The 25,240-nt window shown below is 39.2% G+C and carries 25 protein-coding genes and 1 pseudogene; 11 read left to right on the top strand and 15 right to left on the bottom strand.

Annotated elements, in window-relative coordinates; all coding sequences use genetic code 11:
• Window positions 1-719 (top strand): annotated as a pseudogene (locus A3775_RS24780) (DNA polymerase III subunit gamma/tau); the annotation flags it as partial.
• Window positions 720-948: 229 nt separating this feature from the next.
• Here the strand turns inward: A3775_RS24780 and A3775_RS20410 are convergent.
• On the bottom strand, window positions 949-2,379 hold the full coding sequence (locus A3775_RS20410; RefSeq protein WP_066384010.1) for a glycosyltransferase family 2 protein: 1,431 nt from the start codon (window positions 2,377-2,379) through the stop codon (window positions 949-951).
• A 560-nt stretch (window positions 2,380-2,939) separates the two neighbouring features.
• On the opposite strand from A3775_RS20410, the gene ebsA reads away from it, so the two are divergent.
• The 5 genes from ebsA to A3775_RS20385 all read left to right on the top strand — a co-directional run bounded on the left by ebsA (window position 2,940) and on the right by A3775_RS20385 (window position 6,589).
• Window positions 2,940-3,314, top strand: a complete 375-nt coding sequence (gene ebsA / locus A3775_RS20405; RefSeq protein WP_066384016.1) for a type IV pilus biogenesis protein EbsA — start codon at window positions 2,940-2,942, stop codon at window positions 3,312-3,314.
• 330 nt (window positions 3,315-3,644) lie between these two features.
• The gene (locus A3775_RS20400; RefSeq protein WP_066384020.1) at window positions 3,645-4,736 is read left to right on the top strand and encodes a phosphotransacetylase family protein; all 1,092 of its coding nucleotides are present in this window, start codon (window positions 3,645-3,647) and stop codon (window positions 4,734-4,736) included.
• A gap of 186 nt (window positions 4,737-4,922) precedes the next feature.
• Window positions 4,923-5,426 carry a DNA recombination-mediator protein A gene (locus A3775_RS20395; RefSeq protein ID WP_066384023.1) on the top strand — a complete coding sequence of 168 codons (504 nt, stop codon included), beginning with the start codon at window positions 4,923-4,925 and terminating at the stop codon, window positions 5,424-5,426.
• A gap of 68 nt (window positions 5,427-5,494) precedes the next feature.
• Entirely contained in the window at window positions 5,495-5,899 is a 405-nt protein-coding gene (locus A3775_RS20390; protein ID WP_066384027.1) for an MAPEG family protein, read from the top strand.
• 198 nt (window positions 5,900-6,097) lie between these two features.
• Entirely contained in the window at window positions 6,098-6,589 is a 492-nt protein-coding gene (locus A3775_RS20385; protein ID WP_066426524.1) for a YajQ family cyclic di-GMP-binding protein, read from the top strand.
• Between the two features lie 56 nt (window positions 6,590-6,645).
• Here A3775_RS20385 and A3775_RS20380 read toward each other — a convergent pair whose 3' ends face one another.
• Window positions 6,646-7,203, bottom strand: a complete 558-nt coding sequence (locus tag A3775_RS20380) for a glutathione S-transferase family protein (protein WP_066384034.1) — start codon at window positions 7,201-7,203, stop codon at window positions 6,646-6,648.
• Between the two features lie 12 nt (window positions 7,204-7,215).
• Window positions 7,216-7,680, bottom strand: coding sequence for a hypothetical protein (locus A3775_RS20375; protein ID WP_066384040.1), 465 nt, complete (start codon window positions 7,678-7,680; stop codon window positions 7,216-7,218).
• 362 nt (window positions 7,681-8,042) lie between these two features.
• On the opposite strand from A3775_RS20375, the gene A3775_RS20370 reads away from it, so the two are divergent.
• Window positions 8,043-8,744 (top strand): tetratricopeptide repeat protein, encoded by a 702-nt coding sequence (locus tag A3775_RS20370; protein ID WP_066384041.1) that lies wholly within the window; start codon window positions 8,043-8,045, stop codon window positions 8,742-8,744.
• Window positions 8,745-9,015: 271 nt separating this feature from the next.
• On the opposite strand, the gene A3775_RS20365 is transcribed toward A3775_RS20370, so the two are convergent.
• Together A3775_RS20365 and psaM are read right to left on the bottom strand one after the other, a co-directional pair.
• Complete coding sequence (locus A3775_RS20365; RefSeq protein ID WP_066384114.1) at window positions 9,016-9,429, bottom strand: hypothetical protein; 414 nt, start codon at window positions 9,427-9,429, stop codon at window positions 9,016-9,018.
• Window positions 9,430-10,065: 636 nt separating this feature from the next.
• The gene (gene psaM / locus A3775_RS20360; RefSeq protein ID WP_006196319.1) at window positions 10,066-10,161 is read right to left on the bottom strand and encodes a photosystem I reaction center subunit XII; all 96 of its coding nucleotides are present in this window, start codon (window positions 10,159-10,161) and stop codon (window positions 10,066-10,068) included.
• 159 nt (window positions 10,162-10,320) lie between these two features.
• Here psaM and A3775_RS20355 point away from each other — a divergent pair, with 159 nt between their 5' ends.
• Window positions 10,321-11,568 (top strand): FGGY-family carbohydrate kinase, encoded by a 1,248-nt coding sequence (locus tag A3775_RS20355; RefSeq protein WP_066426532.1) that lies wholly within the window; start codon window positions 10,321-10,323, stop codon window positions 11,566-11,568.
• 362 nt (window positions 11,569-11,930) lie between these two features.
• On the opposite strand, the gene A3775_RS20350 is transcribed toward A3775_RS20355, so the two are convergent.
• The 6 genes from A3775_RS20350 to A3775_RS20325 form a co-directional block, all read right to left on the bottom strand.
• A complete protein-coding gene (locus A3775_RS20350; RefSeq protein WP_231867041.1) occupies window positions 11,931-13,118 on the bottom strand; it encodes an McrC family protein in 1,188 nt (395 codons plus the stop codon).
• 5 nt (window positions 13,119-13,123) lie between these two features.
• A complete protein-coding gene (locus tag A3775_RS20345; RefSeq protein WP_197480200.1) occupies window positions 13,124-14,704 on the bottom strand; it encodes an McrB family protein in 1,581 nt (526 codons plus the stop codon).
• 37 nt (window positions 14,705-14,741) lie between these two features.
• Window positions 14,742-15,218, bottom strand: coding sequence for an ASCH domain-containing protein (locus A3775_RS20340; RefSeq protein ID WP_066426518.1), 477 nt, complete (start codon window positions 15,216-15,218; stop codon window positions 14,742-14,744).
• 10 nt (window positions 15,219-15,228) lie between these two features.
• Window positions 15,229-17,334, bottom strand: coding sequence for a GNAT family N-acetyltransferase (locus A3775_RS20335; RefSeq protein ID WP_066426515.1), 2,106 nt, complete (start codon window positions 17,332-17,334; stop codon window positions 15,229-15,231).
• A 303-nt stretch (window positions 17,335-17,637) separates the two neighbouring features.
• Complete coding sequence (locus A3775_RS20330) at window positions 17,638-18,600, bottom strand: N-acetylglucosamine kinase (protein ID WP_066426513.1); 963 nt, start codon at window positions 18,598-18,600, stop codon at window positions 17,638-17,640.
• Window positions 18,601-18,808: 208 nt separating this feature from the next.
• A complete protein-coding gene (locus tag A3775_RS20325) occupies window positions 18,809-20,092 on the bottom strand; it encodes an MFS transporter (RefSeq protein ID WP_082803805.1) in 1,284 nt (427 codons plus the stop codon).
• A gap of 399 nt (window positions 20,093-20,491) precedes the next feature.
• Here A3775_RS20325 and A3775_RS20320 point away from each other — a divergent pair, with 399 nt between their 5' ends.
• Window positions 20,492-20,764, top strand: coding sequence for a GlsB/YeaQ/YmgE family stress response membrane protein (locus A3775_RS20320; RefSeq protein ID WP_066384043.1), 273 nt, complete (start codon window positions 20,492-20,494; stop codon window positions 20,762-20,764).
• Window positions 20,765-20,942: 178 nt separating this feature from the next.
• On the opposite strand, the gene A3775_RS20315 is transcribed toward A3775_RS20320, so the two are convergent.
• The 3 genes from A3775_RS20315 to A3775_RS20305 all read right to left on the bottom strand — a co-directional run bounded on the left by A3775_RS20315 (window position 20,943) and on the right by A3775_RS20305 (window position 23,270).
• On the bottom strand, window positions 20,943-21,710 hold the full coding sequence (locus tag A3775_RS20315; RefSeq protein WP_066426512.1) for a ChaB family protein: 768 nt from the start codon (window positions 21,708-21,710) through the stop codon (window positions 20,943-20,945).
• A 120-nt stretch (window positions 21,711-21,830) separates the two neighbouring features.
• Entirely contained in the window at window positions 21,831-22,370 is a 540-nt protein-coding gene (locus A3775_RS20310; protein ID WP_066384056.1) for a Dps family protein, read from the bottom strand.
• Between the two features lie 540 nt (window positions 22,371-22,910).
• Window positions 22,911-23,270, bottom strand: coding sequence for a hypothetical protein (locus A3775_RS20305; RefSeq protein ID WP_066384063.1), 360 nt, complete (start codon window positions 23,268-23,270; stop codon window positions 22,911-22,913).
• Window positions 23,271-23,882: 612 nt separating this feature from the next.
• Here A3775_RS20305 and A3775_RS20300 point away from each other — a divergent pair.
• Window positions 23,883-24,128 (top strand): hypothetical protein, encoded by a 246-nt coding sequence (locus A3775_RS20300; protein WP_066384119.1) that lies wholly within the window; start codon window positions 23,883-23,885, stop codon window positions 24,126-24,128.
• On the top strand, window positions 24,109-24,387 hold the full coding sequence (locus A3775_RS20295) for a hypothetical protein (protein WP_066384065.1): 279 nt from the start codon (window positions 24,109-24,111) through the stop codon (window positions 24,385-24,387). The genes A3775_RS20300 and A3775_RS20295 overlap by 20 nt, the downstream gene beginning before the upstream one ends.
• Before the next feature lie 265 nt (window positions 24,388-24,652).
• On the opposite strand, the gene A3775_RS20290 is transcribed toward A3775_RS20295, so the two are convergent.
• Window positions 24,653-25,222, bottom strand: a complete 570-nt coding sequence (locus tag A3775_RS20290; RefSeq protein ID WP_369816005.1) for a hypothetical protein — start codon at window positions 25,220-25,222, stop codon at window positions 24,653-24,655.
• Window positions 25,223-25,240: the final 18 nt, after the last annotated feature.

Raw genomic sequence — 25,240 nt, 5'->3', positions numbered from 1 at the left:
CCCCCCCTCCCCCATCTCCCCCATCTCCCTCATCTCCCCCATCTCCCCCATCTTTCTCATCTCCCCCACCTCCCCCACCTCCCCCACAACCTACTGAGACATTTGTTGAGCCATCACAATTTGATTTTGCTCAAATTTGGCAGCAGGTAGTGAGTAATATTCAGCAAATATCCAGACGTGCTTTACTGGGGCAAATGTGTCATCTAATTGAATTTGATGGTGCAACAGCCCGTGTTGGTGTCAAACCTGCATGGTATGACAAAGTTAAATCTGATTTACCGATGATTACTGCGGCTTTTGGACAAACTTTCCAAAGGGAAGTGTTGGTAACTCTAGAAAAAGCTACTCCCTCAAATTCTGCCACCGCCAGGAAAGAACCACCAGCTAGAGGTAACGGTTCCCAGACTGTCAAGCAGCCACCGCCACCTAGTTATCACAACCAAAAACCACCAGCACCCACACCCACACCACAGCCACCAGTACCAGCCCCACCAGCAAAAACAGAAGCGGTAGTCAAAAGTACAGGAGGCGCGAAAACGCCAACACCATCACCCCAACCAGCACCTTTAGCAAATTGGGAAACCGATGAAGTGGCGATCGCTGCCCAACGTTTAGCACAATTCTTTGATGGGCAACTTGTCAGATTAAGCGAGGATAGCGAAGAATTAAGCGAAATCAGTACATCAGAATTGGTAGATAACTTGCCAGATGATGATTGAAGTCATTAGTCATTAGTCATTAGTCATTAGTCATTAGTCATTAGTCATTAGTCATTAGTCATTAGTCATTAGTTATTAGTTATTAGTCATTAGTCATTAGTCATTAGTTTTTCTCCCCCCACTCCCTCATCTCCCCCCACTCCCCCAGTCCCCAGTCCGCCAAAAAAAATGCAAAATCCAAAATGTAATTTGGGATTTTGCATTGGGAGTTTTGAATTTTCTCAAGTGGTTAATGTCCACTACCTGTATGCACGGTTTTCACCCACTTGAGGCGTTTTGGTCTAACTGACATCCGTGCTGTGGTACTGCTCATTACTACTAACCAGTGCAACATATACAAAGTACCGCGCACTGTTTGCAGCAGTAATACAAAAGGTGTGGAAACGTTAAATTTTTGCTCTTGGCGTATGCGCTTCAAACCAGCATACATACCTACAACTGACATAGCTACCGACAAGGTAGTAACCGGGGCTAAAATTGGTAGGCGATGGCGAGCCAGGGATATTAATAAATCTGGGATGGCTGCTGTAGGCAGAATATACATGGTGAGCAAGAACATGAGTAAATCCCAGGTTTTGCGCGTACCCATGCGGTTTTTGAGGATGAGATCCCAATAATCTAGATAGCGTTGATAACCGCCCTCTGCCCAACGGTTGCGTTGATGCCAAAGTGCGATCGCATTGGTAACACCTTCTTCCTGCACGAATGGGTAGAATACACATTCAATATCCCAATTATCTAAATGCAGGCGGAAAGTCATATCTAAGTCATCCGTGATGGTTTCTTCATTCCATCCCCCAAAACTTTCTAAAGCTGCACGGCGAACAAATTGGCCATTACCTCGCAGTTCACCAATGCCACCCAAAGCAGCACGCTGCTGCTGAAACCAAGTGTCGAGAGCCATTTCCGCCATTTGACCCTTTGTCCAAAAGTTTTTTTTGGCGTTGCCGTTCGCGCCAGGTTCTGCTTGCAGAATCGCTTTTCGCACCTGCACCGCCCCCACCTTTTCCCGTTGGAACAAAGGCACTACCTGAAGTAATAAGTCTGATGCTACTTGAGCATCAGCATCAAACACGGCGATAATTTCGCCTTTTGTCAATGGCAAAACTTGATTTAATGCCCCTGATTTACCGCCAGTGGCTTGAGCAGAACGCCTGATTACCTTGAGATTGCCGTACTCCTGGGCTAGTTCCGCTAACACATCGGGGGTTTTGTCGCTACTGTGATCGTCAATAATCCAAACTTCGTATTGCCCGTTAGGATATTCCAGATTACAAAGATTTTTGACTAATTTACCAATTACAGCCTCCTCATTTTTCGCAGCTACCAATATAGAGATCAAGGGCAATTCGCCCTGTATTTCTTTTTGGTAGCGGCGGGGTTTAGCAAACACTATCACCAAAGCATGAATCCCTAGGAGGGTAGTCAGTCCAAGGATAAAGAGAGAACCCCAGGAAGCTAAATGTAAGGCGAGGGTGCTACTCCAGACTATGGTTAAAACTAGAGCAGCTTTACCTCTACGCCCTTGAAACCGGGATGGTAAAGACAAATCCCGTGTTTCTACCACCGACTCCTCAGTTACTGATAGGTCAGACAACAAGGAGTTGAGTGGATCAAGTTCTTTGTAGGAATCGTTGTCGGGCCAGGAATTCGCTGGCATAAGTTACTTGATACAAAAACCAGTATTTGTCTACACCTCAAAAGAAGCTGGGAATCAGGTAACACTAAACTGTGTGAGTCAACTTTATCCCTCTTTAGCTGTACTAGATAGTAATCCGGTAGTAACTACGACTCATAACTTACTAGACAACTAGATGCGTTCCAAAATAGGGAACTGAGTTTGGGGCAAAGTAGCAACAGTTTATTGTTGGCAGAAAGTGCAATTACAGCATTTACCCCTTGAGGAGGGAGTATTTGCCGTATTATTGCGCCCAGCTTCAAAAAAGCTAATGCAGCCCTATTGTAACTGAGATTTTAATATTTCTTAGCAGTAACTTTTGATGCTGCTCTTGTTATGGGCGAATTCAGAGGTGTTGAAGGCAGCAGAGGAGAAATCCCATCAATAAATTTAGGACAGGGAACACCGGATGCTAGAGAATCCAAAATTTTGCTTTTGAAGCACTGGGAGAATCAATTGCTACCTTCTGCTTTTAACTGTGTGCATCATAAACTTTTTGGGAATACTTCATGGAGAGACACCTATATCCTCAGTTGTCAACTATGTCTTTTGAAAACATTCAGCCTGTGACTCCACAACAAGCCAGCGTTTATATGCCTTACATTCAAGGTACAAAGCGCAATTTACTGCCCTATGCTATCAGTCTCTATCAAAAAGGCATTTTGGAAGGACATCGTAAAATAGAAGCTGGTGAAAATGTACCCTTTGTCGTTTCTTGGAATGTTGCTACTCTACCTTCCGATTTAACCCGTTGCCGGATGCAGTTTGATGGTAATGCTGATTTAAGTTATGAAGTGATGATGGCAAGTTTTGAATTTATTAATTTTTTGATTGAATTAATGGAAAATTATAAACGTTATAAAATTACTGATTTTTCACAATCTTTCTACCGTAAATTACTCCGTATCGACGAATAATTTAGTTAATTTAATTCTTATGGGTGTCAGGGAAAGTTCTAATTCATCGCCCTTACACCCTTGTTGATCTGATTCAAGTCTCGTCTTGAGGTAATAGAAAATCTCAGACAAAATCATTTTTAAGTAAAACTAACAATCATATCTTAATACACCTAAAAATGATAAACTTTTAGTATAAATATATATTATTTTATCATAATAAAGTTACAGAAAAACAAGGATATTTAGGGAAATTTAATTTGGCGATCGCATCAGACTTCTGTCGGAAGGAACTAAAATTAATAAACACCTGGCTGGGTTTTACATCCTTTTGCAATTAGGAGTGCATGTGTGCCAAAATCTGCTAAATATTTGCTGATTGGCTCAACTGAGGCTTACAGTGGTAAGTCAGCAACAGTTTTGGGTTTGTCTCATCAGCTACAGCAAAAAGGATTAGAAATTGCTTACGGTAAACCCCTAGGCAATTGTTTGAGTACATCTGATGGCTCTGTAGTTGATGAAGATGTCCAGTTTATTACTCATAGTCTGAATCTCTCGGCAAACCGGATTGTGCCGACAATGCTGGCTTTGAATGAAACCAATGTGCAAAGACGCTTAAGTGGTGAAGACTCAACTGATTATCGTCAGTCTTTAATTGAGCAGTATTTACAAATTCCTAGAGGGGATTTAGTGCTGTTAGAAGGGCCTGGCGATCTGGTGGAAGGTCATCTGTTTAATTTATCTTTGCTACAGGTGGCACAAGTGTTAGATGCTGGTGTAGTGTTGGTCAATCGCTATCAATCGCTAATCTCTGTAGAGTCGATATTATCAGCCAAGCAGCGCATAGGCGATCGCTTGATGGGAATTGTGATCAACGACGTTCCCAGCAAGGAGTTAGAAACCGTGGAGAATTTCCTCCGCCCATACTTAGAAAAGCAAGGTATCGCAGTCCTAGGAATGCTACCCGAAAATGATTTACTTCGTAGTGTCAGTGTCGGGGAATTAGTCAAACAGCTAAACGCCGAAGTTCTTTGTCGTAGCGATCGCTTAGATTTAATGGTGGAAAGTCTAGCCATTGGTGCGATGAACGTTAATGCGGCTGTGAAATATTTCCGCAAACGGCGGAATATGGCAGTGGTGACAGGAGGCGATCGCGTGGAAATTCAACAAGCCGCCTTAGAAACTTCTACCCAATGTCTGATTCTCACCGGACAATTGCCGCCACAGCAGTTTATTCTCAGTCGTGCGGAAGAGTTAGAAATCCCCATTTTGTCCGTTGACTTGGATACCCTCACCACTGTAGAAATAGTTGACCGTACCTTTGGGCAAGTGCGGGTACATGAGCCAATCAAAGTTGAGTGTATTCGTCAGTTAATGGCTGAACACTTTGATAGCGATCGCCTCTTATCAAAGTTGGGTTTAACACCCGTCATTAGTCATTAGTCATTAGTCATTAGTTATTAGTCATTAGTCATTCTCCCCTGCGCCCTGCCCCCCTGCCCCCTGCCCATTTTCCACTCCCCGGAAATCTTAATTCAAAAAACTTAGTAGTATGTAACTCAAGTTCGCTTCGGATTTACACGCTCTTTGGTAGAATAGCTTGGTCGTTTAATCTGATTATCTCCGTCTTTGAGTCAGTCAATAGACCTCATCAACCTCGATACGTTAGCGCAAGAATTGGCGACAATCCAGCAAACCGGTTCTAAAAGAATTGCCTTGCTGGGTTCGCGCCATGTGCCAATCACGCATCAAAATCTCATTGAAATGATGACTTATGCCCTAGTTTTAGCGGGTAATCGAGTCATTACATCCGGTGCTACGGGTACTAACTCAGCTGCCATTAAAGGAGCAATGCGGGCTGATCCTAATTTGTTGACAGTAATTCTGCCCCAAAGCTTGGAACGCCAGCCCCTAGAATCACGGCAGCAACTAGAACAGGTTATGCACTTGGTAGAAAATCCTAGTAATGATAACTTGTCTCTGGCTGAAGCTAGTTACTTGTGCAATAAGGAAATTGTTTCCCGTTGTCAGCAGCTGATTTGCTTCGCATTTCATGACAGTCGCACTCTGCTACAAACTTGTAGCGAAGCTGAAGAACAAAGAAAGGTGGTGACACTTTTCTACTTTGATTAGTCCACAGTCAATAGTCAATAGTCCCATAACTCACCGACTATAGACTAATGGCTATAGATTATAGATTCATGATTATTTTTTTGTATGCGATCGCCGCAGCTGCGATATTAATTTACCTGCCATTTTTAGTTGTAGGGTATGCGCGTGCGCGAGTTGGCTATGATGTTTCTGCCCCTCGCGCTATGTTTGATAAATTGCCAGCTTATGCCCAAAGAGCTACTTGGGCGCATCAAAATTCTTTTGAAGCGTTCATGGTATTTGCGGCGGCTGCACTCATGGCTTATGTTACTGGTGTGAATTCTTCTACAGCAGCATGGGCTGCGATCGCCTTTGTTGTAGCTCGGTTGCTATATTCAATGTTTTATATTTTGAATATACCGCTATTGCGATCGCTAATGTTTGGCATTGGCTCTCTTAGCTGTGGTACTCTCATTGTCTTGAGTATCATTCAAGCAAGGGGGCATGGGGTATAAGGCTAATAGCATTGCTGAGGAGACAAGAAAGCAGAGGGAGCGGAGGAGGCGAAAGAGGCTTGCGGAGTAGGGAGCAGGGAGCAAGGAGGAGAGGACTTTCCCTTTTCCCCCTGCAAAGAGTCCCAATTCTTCTTTCCCAATCCCCAATCCCTTCCAGTCCCCAGTCAACAATCGAACATTTCAAGTGCAAGATAAAATATGGCTGCTACTTATTCCTTTGACATTGTGAGTGATTTTGATCGGCAAGAATTGGTAAACGCCGTTGATCAAGTCGTGCGAGAACTCAAGAGTCGTTATGATCTCAAGGATACTCAGACTACAGTTGAGTTGGGTGAACAAAGCATTACTATCGGCACTGATAGCGAATTCACCCTAGAGTCTGTACACAATATTTTGCGTGAAAAGGCTGCCAAGCGGAATCTTTCCCAGAAAATCTTTGATTTTGGCAAAGTAGAATCAGCTAGTGGTAATCGTGTCCGCCAAGAAATCCAACTCAAAAAAGGTATTAGCCAAGATATCGCCAAGCAAATTTCCAAACTGATTCGTGACGAATTCAAAAAAGTGCAAGCCTCAATTCAAGGTGATGCTGTGCGAGTGTCTGCTAAAGCTAAAGACGATTTGCAAACTGTAATCCAACGTTTAAAACAAGAAGATTATCCTGTAGCGTTGCAATTCACCAATTATCGATAACATCACAAGACACGGAGAATAATTCCTCCGTGTTTTTTTGAATCCTGAAAAATCAACTAAGAGCGTCCAGTCATCGCTTTTTGATATGCTGGTCTTGCAGTCATGCGTTGAATATACTTTTCAACGGCTGGGTAAGCACTTAAATCTAGCTTTAGCATCAAAGGAATATAAGCCAACATAGATCCGACAGCCACATCAGCAACGCTGAATTCATCTCCTAGTAAAAAAGGTTGCTTTTCAAAAATTTCATTCAGAGGAGTTAGCAATCGAGGAGTTTCTCGTTCTCGATTGGCTTCGATAAAAATACCAGTCCCCAGAGTGGAATTTGCGAATAGTACCCATTGATAAATGATGGCACGTTCCTCTGGTGAGCGGGTGGCTTGGTCATACTTATCAGCCAAATACAACAAAATCGCCCCTGATTCCCATAGCTGGAAATCCCCGTCTACAATGGTTGGAACTTTACCAATAGGGTTAATTTTTAAGTATTCTGGCTGGCGATGCTCCCCGGCTTGCATATCTAACAACACAAACTCATAGGGAACTGTCAACTCTTCTAAATACCACTGAACTATCGTTGCTCGACTACGAGAGCCGCCATACAGTTTCAACATGATGTTCTGAAATTAAAGGACTTTGTGAGTGTGAGAATGCTGTTTCACATTATCTTCTTTTGTGACCAGTCTTGAGGCATTTAGTAGCCGCTTGCGCTCTAGGGAGTATTGAAAACCAGTGTAGGTTGTTCCTTGAGGAATTAGTGCTTGTGCGCTTTCCCGACGCTTGTAGGTGCGCGCCGCCGCAAACACCCGTTGTACAAATTCATCAGCAAATTGAGCCGATTCAGGAAACCCGACTGGTAAATTTGGCTGCTGATGGTTTACGACTGCGCTGACTGTGGTGGCAACAGCTAACTTATATGAGGTAGGAATACCTTTTAACAGAGCTTCTAAAGCAGCCGAGGGAATCGGTTCAATAATTTCAACTTGATGAACTTCTCCAGCGTCTTTGATGAAGCAGGTGGCTAAACCGATAACAACATAATCATCAGCCGCTACATCAGGAGTGTTTTGGGAAGTAATTGTGGTTGTCATACAAAATATTGGGGAATGGGGTATGGGGCATGGGGGTTATAGCATTGTGCATGGGATTTTTCTCCCCCTGCTCTCTTCACTTTGGCATTTTACCAACTGGTCACTGTGACTACTGGAATCTTCTTAGAGATTAATATTTAATGTTTCAGGAATTTAACCTAAGAATGACGTATCTATTACTAGATTGGAGCATTAATTGTCTGTATTAGGTCAGTTTTCCGCTTTTTGTAGTTGCTCAAATCTAGCTGGATGCTTGTCTGCCAGTAATTCTTAACACAAATTAAGTGACACAAAAGCAAAACTACTATGACAGCAAAAACTTTGATTCTCTTGTCAAGAGCAAGTAACTCAGGTGATAACGCATGAACAGATACTCATTTCTAGCTTCTAGCGGTCAGCAAAATAACTGTCACCAATTTGTATCAAATAGTACAGTTTCGCCAAAAGAACAGGGATTTAACGGTGACAGTTCTTTACGCGCTTGTGCTTTGCAGTTAGCTCAACAAGGAAAGTACACGGAAGCGATCGCGCTGTTAACTGAGTTGATTCACCGCTATCCAGATAATGCAGTAGATTACAACAACCGGGGCTTAATTTATTTTCAAAGTGGTGCCATGCAAAAAGCTTTGCACGACTACAACACAGCCCTGAAATTAAATCCTAATTTAGCTAGTGCTTACAATAATCGTGCCAATTATTACGCAGCCTGTGGAGAATTAACAGCCGCCCTAGCTGACTATGATCTCGCCATTGATTTTAATCCAGGCCATGTGCGAGCCTGGATTAACCGAGGCATTACTTTACGCGACTTGGAACAATACGAACAAGCGATTGAGAATTTTGATAATGCCTTGCTTTTTGGTCAGCTAAAAGGGCATATTTGGGCTGAACGGGGTAGAACCTATCATCTTTGGGGTGATTGGAATGGTGCGATCGCTGACTATCGTCGTGCTTTAACTAAACTTCCTGCCCTGAATAATCAAAAAGATGTTCCTGGCTATCGCTTGCGTTTACAAATAGAAAATTGGTTAAATGAATTATTGCCATCTCATCTTAACTGGTAGATTTTGGCATCAGCTTGATTAGCAACTGCCGGCGAAAATAAAGCTATGATTCATATTTAGTTTTGACGTTTGACTTTCGCGTAGTATTACTAGCTGCTGAGGACTATGCAAAATTCAAAATCAAAAATTAAATATAATTTTTAATTTCCGTTCTGTGAATGATTAGCCCTAACAAATTAGCTGTTAGTGACTGGCATCCAAGTCCATTTTTTATACGCCACTATACTTGTCAGCAATTTTTATAATTCCCATCCCCAAATTAATATTTTTATTAGGGTGCGGTGTCTGAAAGATCAATTTCCTGGCCATACTGATCTGTTAACACCACCGGACGCTGATTAGCTTCAAATTTGAATACTTGTTCTTGCATCACGCTTTTAGTTTGACGGGGATCAAAATTACGGCTAAATTCTGCCTGTAAACTACTGACGCGTCTTTCCATTTTCTTGACTTCTGTCAGGAGTTCTACTAACTTTGCTTGCTGTGAGAAATGATGAGGTAAAAGTTGTAATAAAGCAGATATGGCTGCTGCGGAAATGGCAAAATTGACCGTTATTTTGGCTGTTACTTCTACAGCCATTACTTTATAAGAGCGTTGGCGAAGATGACGTTTTGGCCGGGGAGCAGCCGGTTTTTTCTGTATTGGTGGTTGTTGGGGGAGTCTAGAAGGTTGAAAAGCGTTCATGATGATCAAAAAAGAGAAATTTTCTGATTGAATAGCCAAGCCATTAACAGCCTGCTAGCAATGATTGCGGCTAATATTAGCCGACATATTACTTCATTTTTTCCAAATTGCTACACGTATATTACTTGTAAAAAAACACTCAACATACGTAGGTAACTGGTTGGCACAGCATAAAGCTATTCAGCCATCAGTTTATGGTAAATGCACCTTGTCTGCCAGGATTATTATCGTTTTAGGTGTTAATGTCAATTCCGAATTATAGTCTCACTTGTGAAGCACAAGTTACTGTATGATGTTATTTTTGCCGTTTTTTGGTATTTATCCAGTTGTGGCAGTTATTTCTGTCTAAAATATCAAATCAATAGAGATGTTGTAAATATTAAGACGCTAATTTATGCTGATTCTTTATAACTATATGGACAAATATAAGCTAATGGCTGACTTTAGCAATGCTAATTCATCAGTATCATTGGTGTTTTTATTGAAATAGATTTATAAAATATTACAAATTACACTTACAACCTCACTGGACAGACAAACCACTGCTAGAAACAACAATCAGGATGAGCCTGATTGTTGCCGCAGGTGGTAGAGCCTTGATTAAATGAGGCTCCAACACCTGCTGAAAAAATGGCGTTATTTATAAAGTTCGGTTGCTAAACGCCAAGCCAGAATGCCTGGAATGAGGGCGACAGCCAGAGCGATGTAAACTTGGGTATCAGAGATAGGCATGATGATAAACCTCCAAAGTTCTCAATAAATTTTGAACACTTCGATTACTACTTTTCCTTGTTTTGCCAAAAATGTGGAATATCTTGTTACAAGATGCAACAAAAGCCGGAATCAAATCGGTACTATGAGTTATTTTTCATTAAAAAAAGTTATAAAACTATGACTTGTTATCTAGGAATCGACTTTGGTACGTCTGGCGCGAGGGGAATAGTGATTGACGCACAAGAGCAGATCCAGACACAAGTGCGATATCCTTGGGAAGCTGGGGCAATTTCTGAGCCAGCAGCATGGCAAAGGGCTTTATTGACGCTGCTGGGGGCAATTCCTGAAGCTGTGCGGCGAGAAATCAAGGCGATCGCTATCAACGGCACTTCCTCTACAGTGTTATTATGCGATGCGGCTGGCAACCCTGTATATCAGCCTTTACTCTACAACGACGGGCGGGGTTCTGTGGTGTTGGAGGAGTTGCGGAAGATAGCACCGCCAAATCATACCGTTTTAAGTGCAACCTCTAGCTTGGCTAAATTGCTGTGGATGATGCAATTACCTGCTGTGAGTGCAGCGAGATATTTTTTACATCAAGCTGACTGGCTGGCGTTTCTGCTGCATGGTAAGTTAGGGATTTCTGACTATCACAATGCTTTAAAGCTGGGTTATGACGTAGAACAGTTAAAATACCCAGAATGGTTAGAAAATCTGCAACTACCGATTCAGCTACCCGAAGTTTTGTCACCGGGAACTGCAATTGGGGAATTACGTGATGAAATTGCGCGCCAGTTTTCTCTACCTGCTGATTGTTTAGTTTGTGCTGGCACTACTGATAGTATTGCGGCTTTTCTCGCCAGTGGTGCAACATCACCAGGCGAAGCTGTGACTTCTCTCGGTTCAACCTTAGTTTTAAAACTTTTGAGTCGTACTCGTGTAGAAGATGCGCGATATGGAATTTATAGCCATCGCCTGGGGGATTTGTGGCTGACTGGTGGTGCGTCTAATACTGGGGGTGCGGTGTTAAGGGAATTTTTTACTGATGCAGAGTTAGAAAACTTCAGTCGTGAGATTGATAGTGAGCAAGCTAGTGAGTTAGATTATTATCCCTTATTGAAGGCAGGCGATCGCTTCCCCATCAATGATCCGAATTTACCCCCAAGACTCACACCACGCCCTGATAATCCCGTCGAATTTCTGCATGGTTTGTTAGAAAGTATCGCCCGTATAGAAGCACAGGGATATGAATTATTGCAAAAATTAGGCGCAGATAGGTTAAATCAAGTATATACAGCCGGTGGAGGCGCAAAAAATCCCACTTGGAATGCAATTCGTCAACGACGTTTAAAAGTACCTGTAGTTTCCTCTGTGAATACTGAAGCAGCTTATGGAACAGCACTTCTGGCGAAATCGAAATTCTGAGATAAAACCATGTATTAGCCACAAATCAGTATGATTTGTTCAACAATATTTTTTAATTCCGTATGTCTCCCAGTGACAATTGATAGCTCACAGCAGATACTGGATTCATAAGATACCAGATTATAGGGTTCCAGGTTCATCTGGGCAGCTATTTGGGGTGTAGGTGCTTCGCCGTTGGCGAATGTCATCTATCCCCTTAATTAATATTGTGGGGAGTAGGGAGTAGTAATATTGTTCATTATTACCTTCTGCATTTCTCAATATTCTTTTTGATCCCAACTTAGCAATTTTTGTAGGGTGGGCAATGCTCAAAAGTCGATCCAATTTTTCTTGTTAAGTTGTCGGCATTGCCCACCTTTTGTTTATTGATAATCATCTAACATATCATTTAAAAATGTTTGACCAGCAACATCAAGATTATGATCAAGTGCAAAAGTAAGGCTACGTACTCGGATATTGCCAACCACAGCATCTAAAGCATAAGTTAAGTTAGTTGGATAAAGTAAAATAACCTCTTGGCAACTTTTAGAAACAGCGTAGGCTACCACTTGAGCTATATCTTGAGATGATGGATTATCTTGTGTTTTGTATTTTGTATCAATAATATATCGTGGCGTAGAAGTTGCAGCTTCATAGAGAACCAAGTCTGTTTTAAAGTACAGATTTTTGACTATATTGACTCTTTCTTGAAACTTGAGAGTAAAATTTGAGGGTAAGTGAACTTTAAGCCATTCTGCGATAAACAGTTCATACAGCCGATCCATGTTCACTAAAAAGGGTAGAGTAGCATTTTTACCTTTTTCATGGCTGGGTATAGTATTCTCTAAGAAAAATCGACAGAGATAATGGAGGATTTGGTAATCTTCATTAAGACGGTTGTATTGCTGCTTGATACAATATTGTGGTTGATAAGGTTGTAAGGTTACTAATCCTTGGAGTGCATGATAAGCTTTTCGGACTATTGCTGATACATTTTCAAAACAAAAACCGCTATGACTAATAATAGATAATGTCCAGGCAAGAATTTGATTTTCTGCAATATCAGCCGTGTTTTCTTCATAGTGACAGTTCAGTTTTACTTCCCACGGTTTTTGGATTATTCGTTGCACATTTAGCTTACCTCGCACATAGGTAAGCTGTTCTGTCTTAGGTACATAAGCACGATATAATCCTTTGCGACATCGTTCTAAAATTTTTTGAGCTAATATATAAGCTAGATTATTGTAGAACCCTGCCAAAGAATCACAATGTACTTCCCCTTCCAGAAAGCGAAAACTCTTTAAATTGTAGGCATATTCCAGCATTCCAAAAAGGTTTTTAATCGAGACTTTCGGATTTATATTGATAACTATTTCCGAACTTAAAGGAATGTAGCCTACCCATCCTTTAGCTTTCAAACACCATTGATCACGAGTTCTGTAGTTAGGAAATCCTACATCTACTTGTGCTGGATATTTTTCATATAGTTTTATTCCAGCTTCAACAGGTATTTCATCACGGTCAAAATATTTAGCTTGGTATTCTGTGAGTTGAATATTTTTTAAGCACACTGGATTTATATAAATAGACGTTTATCAATTTTATGCCAGCGAAATTCATCTACTTTATCTAGCTGGTTAAAAAAGTATTCCTCTAAGTAAGGCTCAATTTCCATTTGCCAGATATCTTGTATATCATCACGCAGATTATCTGTTAAAAAAAAGGAAATACCGATTTCGTAGTTTTTATCTGCGATCGCCTGATTTAATTGCTGTAAAATCTTAATCAAGTCCTCGACTGCAAAACCTGTTTTGAGGTGATATCGTCGCAATACATCATAGTTGGGACGAAGTTCAATAAACGCAAAGCGGCGGCGTAGTGCATGATCTATGTGGGAAATAGACCTATCTGCTGTATTCATCGTGCCAATAATGCGGACATTTTTGGGAATGGAAAAGGTGTTACCAGCAGCTAAAGGAATTTTTTTATCTCGGTACTCAAGTAAGTACATTAATTCGCCAAAAACCTGTGGAATATTAGCACGGTTTATTTCATCAATAATGAAAACACAAGTATCTTGGCGAGACTCAGCTTTTTTGCAAAATTTTAAAAATCTCCCTGCAACAAGTGGATATGTCAGTTTACCGTCTTGACTCCGGGGACGGATACCTTGAATAAAATCTTCATAAGAGTATGCTGGATGAAATTGCACTAATTCTGAAAAACCATCACCGCCGCTAATTAAGTATTTCGCAAGCTTTTCAGCAATATAAGTTTTACCTGTTCCCGGTGAACCATATAAAATCGCTTGGCCTTTGCGATTAATTGTGATTATCCATCTTTCTATTATTGTTTTTCCCAGACCTATTTCTTCAATAAGTTTAGATAAAGTATATTCTGGGTAATTAATTTCTTTACTCCCGTCAGTCTTATTTTTGAGATTGTAATTACTGAAGTGATATGCCTTCAACGCTACCAGCCAGTAACAGAACATATCAAACAAGTCACCATCTCGCAAAGCTGGCACACCTGACTGGCGCATCTCTTGTGCGAATTCTCTAATTAACTCATGTCCTGTACTGTTGGCTGCTGGATAGTCTGTTAGCGTTAGTTCATAGTTTGTATTCGCCAAGTAATTGATTACTTGTAACGATTTGTTGTTGATTAAAAGAAACTCATCTGGTTGGAGAGCATTAAGAATAGGTGTTAGCATTTCTGTGTGGAAATATTTGGCATAAGACATCTGCGAAAATTCCCTACAAGCTGCTAATAATTGCTGTGGATTATCATTACAGCAACGAACAAAATTTAAAATCGCAAGGGAAATTAGCTGCCAATCTTCTGGTTTTATCTCGTTTGCACTCTCAAACCATTGCCTTATATCTTTCGTAACAGATGAAGCAAAATGAATCCAAGCACCACTTTGATGATTCTTAGTATTTTGATCGTAGGGTAGCAGTTGAAGCAACACTAATTCTGTGACGTTTTCTCCTGAGTCTACTGCTGCTTTTATAGCTTCAAAATTACGGCGTGCCTGCTGACGCTGCTGAGAATATGAGTTGATATGACTTATTCCAGGTGCTGTGTAGGGATATGAAATTATGAATTCCTGAAACAACCTCAAAAATTCAATTTTTTTGTGAGCTATCATTATCATACATAATTTTTAGATTATGAGCTTTTTTATAAAAACATTATTGACTGGAAGAATCCATCATGATATCTTGCATCATTGATTGCAATATTTTAAACTCACTTTCCTTTAAATAACGGTAATTTTGTGGTGGTCTAAATTCGGGAAGTATTTCTCTTAATTGTGTTAAATCTATTGGCTCAGGTAAAGTTCTTAGATTTTTTACAAAAATACCAACCATTACTGAAGCACCATGATAATAACTTTGAAATTCTTGGGAAGTAATTCCAGCTATGTTTTTGACTTTATGCCAAAATTCATTTAAGTCTTTGGAAGATTTTTGAATTTCTATTTGAATAATCTGATCTACTTGAAATGAACCTACTAAAGCTTTTGTAGGAGATGAGACATAGACTAAAACTAAATCATCTGTATTTAAACGAGAACGTACACGACGAAGCTCAACTTGTTTTTTTCCAGAAAATATTTTTTCTGCATACTTGGGTTTGATTGAAAGTAAAAGTATATTTTTGTACATCAGTTATTTACTATAGGTTACTGTTACCTAAATTATATAACTTATTAAAACAATCATTACTGATTTTACAAGGTGATTGAAACGTTTCTTTTTTATTGATAATTTTTCGGATTGTCTGCAATTGTATAGGATATTTAAATAATTCTGTATAACTGAATCTAATTGCCATAATATTACCATTTTTATCTGGATTTATATTTAAAATATCAGCCAATTTATAGACTCCTAACCTTTGGAAACGTTGATAAAGATTTTTGGGTTTATCAATGATGATTTCATCTGCAAATGAGCAGGCTCGAATAGAGCTTATTCCGCAGTAATCAGCTTTTTCATCTCTTTTCACATACCATAGAATCCGACAGAGAGACTTTAATCCTCTTGAGTTCTTGGCTGATCTATAGTAAACAGCTTCCCGGTTAAAGGCAAGTTCTATTTTTGAGCCAAATAGCGTTTGCATAGCTAAATCTGAATCAAATAAATCTATTGCCCATTTGGGTTCAATAGAAATGATAAAGTTAGGTATCTCCGCATCAATAATCTTTAGCGGAAAAAGAAATTTTTCAAGATCTGTTGATAATTTAATCTCTTTAATAAAGCTCTTAGAATTAAGACTATTAGCGATTTGAAGGCAAAAATTGTATTCCTGTCCCAAACTGGAGGCTAAATTAGCTAGGCGTATTGATAACTGGGATGCAGTTTCAGCAACTGCTAAGTTTACCTTTAGCCATCCATTATTAAACTTGACGAAATTATCCTCCTGAATTGCATTAGTAACAGTTTCTTGTAACCATAAATCAGTGATTCTAGTAAATTGGCGATGTTCATTAGCAGAATGTAAAATTGATTGAAAAATTAAGTGCCTTGCTAGTGTGCCAGATAAGTGATTGTCTCCAACTCGTAACAGTGGAATTTCTAGCTCATTTTGCTTATGTTTACCATAGACAAATAAAGCCAATGGTTTATTTTCTTCCTCAAAAACTGCATAACAATCAAACTTTTCTACTTCAGCAATAAATCGGCGTAACTGCTGTTGAAATCCAGTTTTGGTTTCACCTTGATTGATACAAGTAAAATAATTGGTCAATAAATCTTCTTGTCCCTTTTGCACAGGTACTAGCTTTAGTAAAGTTCCAGCCAAACGTACAGGCTGATAATCAGGCTTATTGCGAAGCTCGTCTAATTGAATAACCAGTTCATTAGTAGTGATAACAGATAGGCGAAATTTATCATAAATTTCATTTGCAATATCTAAAAGTTCTTTTTTATTAGTTACAAATATATTAGATTCTGAGGCTATAGTTTTGACTAGATGGCGTACATTTAGTTCAGAAATCATTATATTTTTTTGAGATATAATATTCTGTAATTCTTGAACTGTTTTATCTAACAATTGACTGATATATGGCAGACTGATAAAACGTTGCGCTAGTTGTCTTTGCGATTTTCTTTCCTGATCATCAGTAATAATATTTATGTAGTTAAAGATTTCATCAGTTAAGCATATTTCTAACTCAAGCTCTAGCCAATCAGCTAACAATAATTTCGATTCATCATTATCTCTATCTTCATCAGCATATAAATCAAAGAATATATTTGCATCAATAACAACGCATAGTTTTGATTCAAATTTATGAATGTGAGTATTAGAAAATAGATTTTCATGCCCGTGATCAAACCACCAAAAAGTTAGCAGTTTTTTATCTTTACTCTTTCCTTCTTTATCATATTGTGGAACAAAACCTAATTTTGACCACATATCTGCTAAGTCATAATCACGACGGCAGTGTAAGCCAATGCCTGTATATTTTTCTTGAGTTATTTGTTTCAGGTGATTGACAAGTAATCGTGCAATTTTTTTGTTTTGATGCTCCTTAGCAACGCAAAGATGAACAATCGTGATTCGATCATATGAATGTCGATATAATAAATAGCCAATACATCCTGCTTGAGGCTCAAGTGCTACAAGTATATGGCGTTTTTTTGCACTTTCTGCAAAAGCACCTTTAGAGAAGAAGCCAAGTGTTGCCCTATTGGAATCCCCTAGTTCAATAACCGTAGCTAAATGCGGTGATGTATCATCAATCTCTTCAATTTTTATCTTGCTGTGTTTTGTCATTTCTTTTTACATCTTTAACTGGAACATCCACTTGCCGCTTTGAAGGCGTGAACAAGTAACATATATTACATATATAATCAAAAATATAGCCTTATAGCCAGTCACCGCAAGCTTTGTCTTTTTAAACCTGACTTCTAAAATATTATGGGATAGTGGATGTTCATTGCCAATATCTCCCGATTATCAGGAAATTTACCTACCAATCATCTGTAAATTCCCTAAATTCAGTCACAAACAATCAGAACGAAGAGATTTGACTCCTGAATTTCCAACATTATCATTACTCGTGTCCGGGTAACATACTTACCCCTTTAAACTCTGCAAAGCCAACAAACCAGCACCATAAGCAGGTTCATGCTGGGGAAACATCACCTGTACCTGGGGAAAAAACTTGATCATAGATGCGGTAAATCTCTGATGTATTTGGCATTTAGCCCGCCACACACTGCCTGTTGTCACAATTTCAAAAACTGCATCAAGAGGGAAAATCGCCTCAGCTACTGTAGATGTAGCTGTTACCAATTCTTTCACAGCATGATCAATGATATTATTAGCGACTTCATCACCTGATGCGGCTGCTAAATCTACAATTGGTGCTAAACCAGCTATTTGTTTAACTCCCCAACCTCGCCGATAAATAACCGCAATTAAATCCTCTATACTTTCTAAACCAAGATACTGTTTAAAATCATCTATCAGTCTTGTGTATTTCTCCCGTCCATCGTAAGCTTTTAATGCTGCTTGCATCCCAGCTACAGCAATTTGATAACCGCTACCTTCATCACCTAAAATATAACCCCAACCGCCAACTCGCTTGGTTTCTCCTTGAGAATTTCGACCGAAAAATATGGAACCAGTACCTAGTGCTGCCACAATTCCCACAGGATGACCAACTCCGCCCATTAAGGCAATAAAAGCATCATTACAAATGATAATATTTGATGGGTGTAAATCCCATTTTATCGGTAGATATTGGCTATTTATTAACTTTTGTAAGATATTTTTCATTATATCAATATCTTCTGCACGACCTACACCTGCTAATCCCAAACATACTGCTGTAATCTTGATATTATTTGTTAACTTCAATGCTTCCTTAGCTGCGGCATCAATTGCAGTCTCAAGAGATTTTAAGGCTGCTGCTTGTCCTATACTTTGATAATTAGATGCACCTGCTTGACCACGGCCTAACACTTGATGTATATCATCCATCAAAACACATACGGTTTTACTACCACCGCCGTCTATTCCTAAAACATAACTCATGGTTTTTCGTGGTATTTATTGTGTTTGTAGTAAGCAATTTAGGCTTAGATAACTCAGGACTACTAACTTGCACCTGTTACTTGATGATGATTTTTGTAGGGTGGGCATTGCTTGCAACTTGCTGAAAGCCTTAGTTTTATGTCATTGGATGTGCAGGGAGCGATGCTTATTGAGAAAGGTGCAAGATATGACAAGACTAAAGTCCTGACTACGAACTAGAAGTAATCAGAGTTGGCTTTTGAGTATCTGCTTTGAAAGGTATGAAAAATAGCGTAATCATACCAGGGATGGTTAGGAGACAAACTAAGATAAAAAATAAGGGATATCCCAAGGAATTTTGCAGATAACCGCTAACTATTCCGGGTAACATCATACCTAAAGCCATGATGCCTGTAGATATGGCAAAATGAGAGGTTTTATATTCTCCTTGGGAGATATACATTAAATATACGCTAAAACTTGTAAACCCAAAACCATATCCAAATTGTTCTAGAGAAACTAGGGGATACACCAATGTTAATGAAGGTTTAGTGTAAGCCATGTAAACATAAAATAGATTGGGTAGGTTCATGGCTAATGCCATAGGAAATAAACATTTTTTTAAGCCATATTTAGCTATTACCAACCCGCCAAGAATGCCGCCAAAAATTAGGGATATTACGCCAAATGTTCCATAAACTAAGCCAACATCTGATGTAGATAGTCCTAGTCCACCTAATTCTGGTTTATCTAATAAGAATAATGAGGCAATTTTTACTAGCATTGCCTCACCCAATCTATAGAGAAAAATAAATGCCAAGATGTTGAAAATTTTTGCTTGTTGAAAATAGGAAATAATAATTTCCCCAAATGGAATAGCAGTTGTTTTGGTGTGCCGTGGTTTGTCAGACTCCGGTAAGGGTAAAGCTAGGCGATGACAGATACATATTATTCCGAGGATAATGGCAGAAAAACCAAGTGCTAAACTCCAACTTAGGGGAATATTATTTAGCTTTTTTTCGAGTAATCCAGCGAAAACTACTAAAAAACCAGAACCAAAAATAACAGCCATTCTATAAAATAATGACCGAATTCCAGCAAAGAATGCTTGTTGTTCTGGTGTTAATGCTAAAAGATAAAATCCATCTGTAGCTATATCATAAGTTGCGGAAATAAATGCTCCTAATGTTAAAGCGGCTAGGGATATAAAAAAGAAATTGGGTAGTTGTAAGCAAACGGCTACTATACCCAAACAACAGCACATAGCCAATTGGGTATATAATATCCATTTTCTTTTTGTTGAGTAAATATCTACCAGTGGCCCCCAAAACATTTTGATCACCCAAGGTAGATAGAGAAAGCTAGTCCATAAGGCAATTTGTGTATTACTAATGCCTAGTTTTTTGTAAAAAATTACAGAAACCGTATTGATGATGATGTAAGGTATGCCAGAAGCAAAATATAAGGTAGGGATAAAAATCCAGGGAGAGATAGCTTTAGTTTGTTTTTGCATGAATTTTAATTAAACAGCCTGATTATGGTTTCTGGCTAGCTTGGCAATCTTTTCTGTGATAGAAAGACATTTGAAGATTATAAACGCCAATGGCAGAAACAAACCATGCCAAAAATCTGATGATAATTCTGATGATTGATGATGGTAAGTAATAATGCGGTGGTGATTTCTGGAATAGCGATCGCTTTAACTATCTACTTAGGGAAAACCTTAGCCTATAAATCATCTATCTGACGGTAAATCGTAATTTTAACGATAAATTGCGTAAACTTGTAGAGCTAACTGCCAGGAATTACCACGGGAGATAAATTCTAGTTGATTAATACTTATCTCTTCTGGTAGAAGGAAAACTAGATGGTAATTAATAAATTACTGGTAAGTGTTTTGCTAACTTAAATTATGAACATTATTGCTTGGATAATTCTGGGTATTATTGCCGGAGCTATCGCCAAAGCTATTTACCCTGGTCGTCAGGGTGGTGGTATCATATCAGCCATGATTTTAGGTGTAATTGGTGCTTTGATTGGTGGTACTTTGGTAGCTCTTTTACAAACAGGAAGGCTACAACTAACGGCCGCAACTCTGAGTATTCCTGGCTTAATTGTGGCAATCATTGGTGCAATAATTGCTATTTTCATCTGGGGCTTGGTAACTGGTAGTACCAGTGCTTAATAGGGTATAAAAACTATCATGGCTTATAGTGAATTTATTCCCGGCTAACCTTTACTTTTTACAACAAAATATCAAAACTCCACTACTTATATTAAGAGTGGAGTAATCAAGTATTGATTTTGGTATTCTATTGATGGCAGCAACACGCAACTGCTGATGGGAATTAGAGAAAAGTTATTTAAACGCCTACTTTCTGCTTTGACCAAACACCGTTTTCGTCTTCGTCAAATTTTTGATGTACAGCTTGCCAAGCGGCTTGTTCCGAGGTAAACTCATCACTGGTGTCATTCAAGACGGCGTTATAACGTTCAATGAATGTGTGTTGAGCCTCTGGTGAAAGATGAGAACGCACTTCAGGAGATAAATCTTCTGGACTATTGCAAGGCCCAGCACAAGGATGCACCAAGGTATTATCGATGGTGTTAATCTCTTCACCACCAGAACTTTCCAGCAATAATTGAAATTCGCCAGCGCGCTTACTGGGTACTTCTACCATCAGTAAAAACTCGCCTGCTTGTAAGCGGGTTTGGTAGACTGCGGCTTTATCTTCTGGCATTCCTAGAGTAGTTAAAACTGAGACTAAACCAGCACCAGCACTACCTGCGATCGCACCACTAGCAGCACCCAGCAGCAGCGCACTAATGGGGCCTGCGGCTACAATCGGGCCAACGAAAGGAATGAACAGTACACCGACACCTGTCAGCAAGCTGAGAAAAGAACCAAATAAGGAACCAAAAATTGCCCCTGTTCTCAAACCTCCCAGAATGACATCTCTTTTGGTGATAAAGCCTGAAATTCGAGTTTCTGACTGGAAGTTCCTACCCATGACCGAAATATGATCTCTGGGTACACCTCTGTCTAATAAACGTCGAATCACATCATCAACTTGTTTTTGTTCTTTAAACAAACTAGAGATAGTACGCTCTGCTTGATAAACTTCTGGCACTTGAATACTCCTCAGTTTGGGGTTTTTATCAAAAATTCATCATGTTCCCAGAGATACGGAGGATATTTAACCGTATCCCCCATCTCTGTTTCTCAGCTTCTAGTCATACTTTGGCGGCAACTACACGCCTACAGGAGTTCTAGTTTCTGATGTTGGTTGTATACCATCTGGCTGTAAGGCTTGTCCTTCAATGAATGAACGCAGCATCCAAGCCATCTCTTCATGTTCTTCCATGAGTTCGGTGAGAAAGTCAGATGTTCCTTGATCATGGAACTCTTCCGCGCTTTGATCTACGTGTTGTCTCAAGTTACGAATAATCTGCTCATGATCTTCCACGAGTCGAGCTACCATATCTGTAGCGTTGGGGACATCGCCTGAGTGTTCTTTGAGAGTAGCAATCTTCAGAAATCCTGCCATTGTTCCTACAGGATAACCACCTAAAGCACGAATTCGTTCAGCTAACTCATCAATATTCTCTGTCAGTTCCTCGTAGTGTTCTTCCCATAGTTCATGCAAACTGCGGAACTGAGGCCCAACAACATCCCAATGGTATTTTTTGGTTTTCACTAACAAAAGATAAGAATCTGCTAAATCTTGATTCAACAGATTAATTACACCTTGACGTTGTTCGTTTGTTAAACCAATGTTTATTGTCCGCATTGCTGTTTATTCCTAGTCAAGTTCATTTACTAATTTCACAAAAAATAGCTTTTCTCTGCATCAACCAGAGGAAAGATTATCAAACCTTAAGTAACTACAACTTAAGGATAGGTTTATCTGTGACAAGTAACAAATATAGTTGGTAAAATCCCAAAACTGAAAAAGTAAAATTAGTTAGGGACTTTCAGAGCAGAAAATATCCAAAATGTCGGGTGCGTCAGTACGAGAATCCCCAGCTATCCCAAGAAAATATTGTCATATCTTGCACCTTTCTCAATAAGCGTCAGGTGGGCATTGCTAATGAGGTAAAACTAAGGCTTTCAGCAAGTTGCAAGCAATGCCCACCCTACAAAAATTATCATCAAGGAACAGGTGCAATATGTGTGTATTCATACTGACACACCCTACTAACAGTCGATTTGAATAATTTATTTTTTGGTGTTACCTTATCTTTATGATGAAGAACTAAGACATCTACTTTCATTCAAGATTATCGTGGTAGTCACAAATTTAATTTATTTGTGACTGTTCTATCTCGGCTTATTGATTACCGGTTACTTTTTCCAAGAAATTTCTGACTTCATCTTCTACGCTAGTTGCAGCTTGAGAATTTTCAGGACGCTTCATTTTCTCAATATCAGCAGCACCTTGAACTTCATTGAGTCCTTCATTAGACTTTTTCTGAACTTCTTTCAATGAGGGGGGTGCAGACCTACTAACTTCGTCAGTTTTGCGTTGCGTCTCTAAAAGTTGTGTAGTGGCTTCAGTCGGTTCACTTTGGTAGCTTTCAATGGCAAAAGCTGGAACGATACTAGATATGAATATTAGCGCACAACTCAAAGCTACAATCACAAACTTGACTGGACTTAGCATAGATAAAACACTGTTAACAATCTTCATTTACAATCCTCCAAACATTCATAACTCAATCTTTTGGCAACTGACAAACTATTGCTTATGTGTTGTTCGATTAAGTTATAAATTAATTGACCTAATAAAGAAAATCTTCTGTGATTATCCTATATACTGAAGATAGGTAAATCATGCAGTTGGTTTAGCCAATATTTTCTTTATCACAGCCTGATACATTGACTATTTTAAACGGTAAATCCTAGAATTATGTATCGACCGAAAGAATGAATTAATATATTTTTTTTGATAATAAAATCATTCGTTAGGTAGAGCAAAAAAATAAAATTTGAAATAGATGATAATTCGCTAAATAAAAAAAATAAATATTAACTATCTAATAATTATGTAATGAATTCTCTTTTAAGTAAGAATACGCAAATAGATAACTTGATAATAAGCAAGTAATACCAAGCAATAAAACAGCAAAACTGAGGTTATGGTCGTGGTATTTTTCAGGGAAATTCGCGATCGCTGCCCAGGCTGTTCCGCAAATGCGCTGATGACTTCATGAGCCAACTTCATAAATTCCGCATAATTACGGTTACTTTAATTTGTGCTTTTGAGCAAAATTGCCACTATCCAGTTCATGAGGGTGCATTGATGATTAACCCTGTAACTAACGTGATTAGATGCAATCTGGAAAAGGCGAAAGAAGTAGCTATGAAGTGGGAAAAAGCTTCAGGTAATGAACTCAGTGCTTATTGTTTGGAAATTTTAAAGGAAATCGGATGTACTGATACCCAACTGCCAAACAATCTACAAACACGTGAACAACAATTAAATTTCATCACAGGTTTTGCATCTTTTGCTTTTGGGGAGGTTCAAAATGTTCAAAGCTGTAATTGAAGATATCTTTTATGATCCCGAATGGTCAGAAGATGCGACTTTACCAGCAACAGATAATGATTTGTTAATTTTGACACAACAGCTTTTAAATCAAGAAGTTCCCACCAATGTTTTTTTTCAAGCTATAGCTATTGCTGCTTATGATGGTGCATCCGCTTTCCGGTACGCTAATAACTATTTAGCTAAGGTTAAACAGAAGAACAAGCGGAAAAATTTGCTGCTATTCCGCAAGAATTGGCGGAAGTTTGAGCAAAATTAATTACTGGATATCTTAGCGAAAAATTCTTAATTTTTGAGCGTCGGTTTTTTATATCAGGGTGAATCAAGTCTTTTTCAACATTCAAAATTCAAAATTCCAGCTATATTCAGGTAAGTTAAGTATATTTTTTGGTTTCGCACACAGCACAAATAAAACCCGCTTTTTTAGCCCTAATCAAAGCGCAATAGTCTGTTTTCAACAGGGGGAGACGTATTGATTTAAATTTCTTTGCGTCCCCCCTGATAGGCGTTAGCTTGATTAACCATTAGCGGGAAACTCTGACACATGATTCTCCCGCAGAGGCAGGATCAGCAAAAACCGCTAAAGTATGATATTCTGGCGCGTTATCTCCATAGAGAACTCGAAAGGTGTAAAGCTTAGGTTGACCTTGGGCATCAGTAATTACAGTTAAAAGTGTATTGTTAGTCTTAGGTAAACCGGGGATGTTGAGTTTGGGAATGCGTCGCAGTTGCATGACATTGGCTGCTGAGTTTTGACAATCGCCTGTAACACCGCTTTCTTGACCAAACTGCATACACATGGGGCCATCAAAGTCTATTGTTACCTGTGATGGGTCATTGAGCCAGACTTTCCTGATGGTTTCACCTGTGGGAATAAAGCTTAAGTTTGTCCCTTGCTGATACCAGACTTTGATAGTAGGTATGACTCCCCCTAAACCCTGAGCCTGACAGGAAAAAATTGAACGGAGAACAGCATTATTAGCTGTAGCACGTTCTGCCAGGAATAAGATTGCAGCCGTAAAAATTAGCAGGAATACATTAGATAAATAATGACGCTGCCGGGGGGTTGTAGGGAGGGAAAAATAAGTTTTAATTGTCATTGGGGATGGCTT

Origin of the sequence: Anabaena sp. 4-3 (genome assembly GCF_001597745.1) — a bacterium.
GTDB lineage: Bacteria > Cyanobacteriota > Cyanobacteriia > Cyanobacteriales > Nostocaceae > Trichormus.
Note: the sequence above shows the minus strand (reverse complement) of the source record. Positions and strands in the feature narration are given on the sequence as shown.

Coding starts and splice junctions, on each gene's coding strand:
- A3775_RS20330 (WP_066426513.1), bottom strand. CDS start 18,600: ATGAGTTATGTTTTAGGAATAGACGGCGGTGGTAGTAAAACCGTATGT.
- A3775_RS20340 (WP_066426518.1), bottom strand. CDS start 15,218: ATGTACAAAAATATACTTTTACTTTCAATCAAACCCAAGTATGCAGAA.
- ebsA (WP_066384016.1), top strand. CDS start 2,940: ATGTCTTTTGAAAACATTCAGCCTGTGACTCCACAACAAGCCAGCGTT.
- A3775_RS20310 (WP_066384056.1), bottom strand. CDS start 22,370: ATGCGGACAATAAACATTGGTTTAACAAACGAACAACGTCAAGGTGTA.
- A3775_RS20385 (WP_066426524.1), top strand. CDS start 6,098: ATGGCTGCTACTTATTCCTTTGACATTGTGAGTGATTTTGATCGGCAA.
- A3775_RS20300 (WP_066384119.1), top strand. CDS start 23,883: ATGATTAACCCTGTAACTAACGTGATTAGATGCAATCTGGAAAAGGCG.
- A3775_RS20380 (WP_066384034.1), bottom strand. CDS start 7,203: ATGTTGAAACTGTATGGCGGCTCTCGTAGTCGAGCAACGATAGTTCAG.
- A3775_RS20295 (WP_066384065.1), top strand. CDS start 24,109: ATGTTCAAAGCTGTAATTGAAGATATCTTTTATGATCCCGAATGGTCA.
- A3775_RS20335 (WP_066426515.1), bottom strand. CDS start 17,334: ATGACAAAACACAGCAAGATAAAAATTGAAGAGATTGATGATACATCA.
- A3775_RS20305 (WP_066384063.1), bottom strand. CDS start 23,270: ATGAAGATTGTTAACAGTGTTTTATCTATGCTAAGTCCAGTCAAGTTT.
- A3775_RS20375 (WP_066384040.1), bottom strand. CDS start 7,680: ATGACAACCACAATTACTTCCCAAAACACTCCTGATGTAGCGGCTGAT.
- A3775_RS20320 (WP_066384043.1), top strand. CDS start 20,492: ATGAACATTATTGCTTGGATAATTCTGGGTATTATTGCCGGAGCTATC.
- A3775_RS20345 (WP_197480200.1), bottom strand. CDS start 14,704: ATGATAATGATAGCTCACAAAAAAATTGAATTTTTGAGGTTGTTTCAG.
- A3775_RS20410 (WP_066384010.1), bottom strand. CDS start 2,379: ATGCCAGCGAATTCCTGGCCCGACAACGATTCCTACAAAGAACTTGAT.
- A3775_RS20370 (WP_066384041.1), top strand. CDS start 8,043: ATGAACAGATACTCATTTCTAGCTTCTAGCGGTCAGCAAAATAACTGT.
- A3775_RS20390 (WP_066384027.1), top strand. CDS start 5,495: ATGATTATTTTTTTGTATGCGATCGCCGCAGCTGCGATATTAATTTAC.
- psaM (WP_006196319.1), bottom strand. CDS start 10,161: ATGCCTATCTCTGATACCCAAGTTTACATCGCTCTGGCTGTCGCCCTC.
- A3775_RS20325 (WP_082803805.1), bottom strand. CDS start 20,092: ATGCAAAAACAAACTAAAGCTATCTCTCCCTGGATTTTTATCCCTACC.
- A3775_RS20365 (WP_066384114.1), bottom strand. CDS start 9,429: ATGAACGCTTTTCAACCTTCTAGACTCCCCCAACAACCACCAATACAG.
- A3775_RS20355 (WP_066426532.1), top strand. CDS start 10,321: ATGACTTGTTATCTAGGAATCGACTTTGGTACGTCTGGCGCGAGGGGA.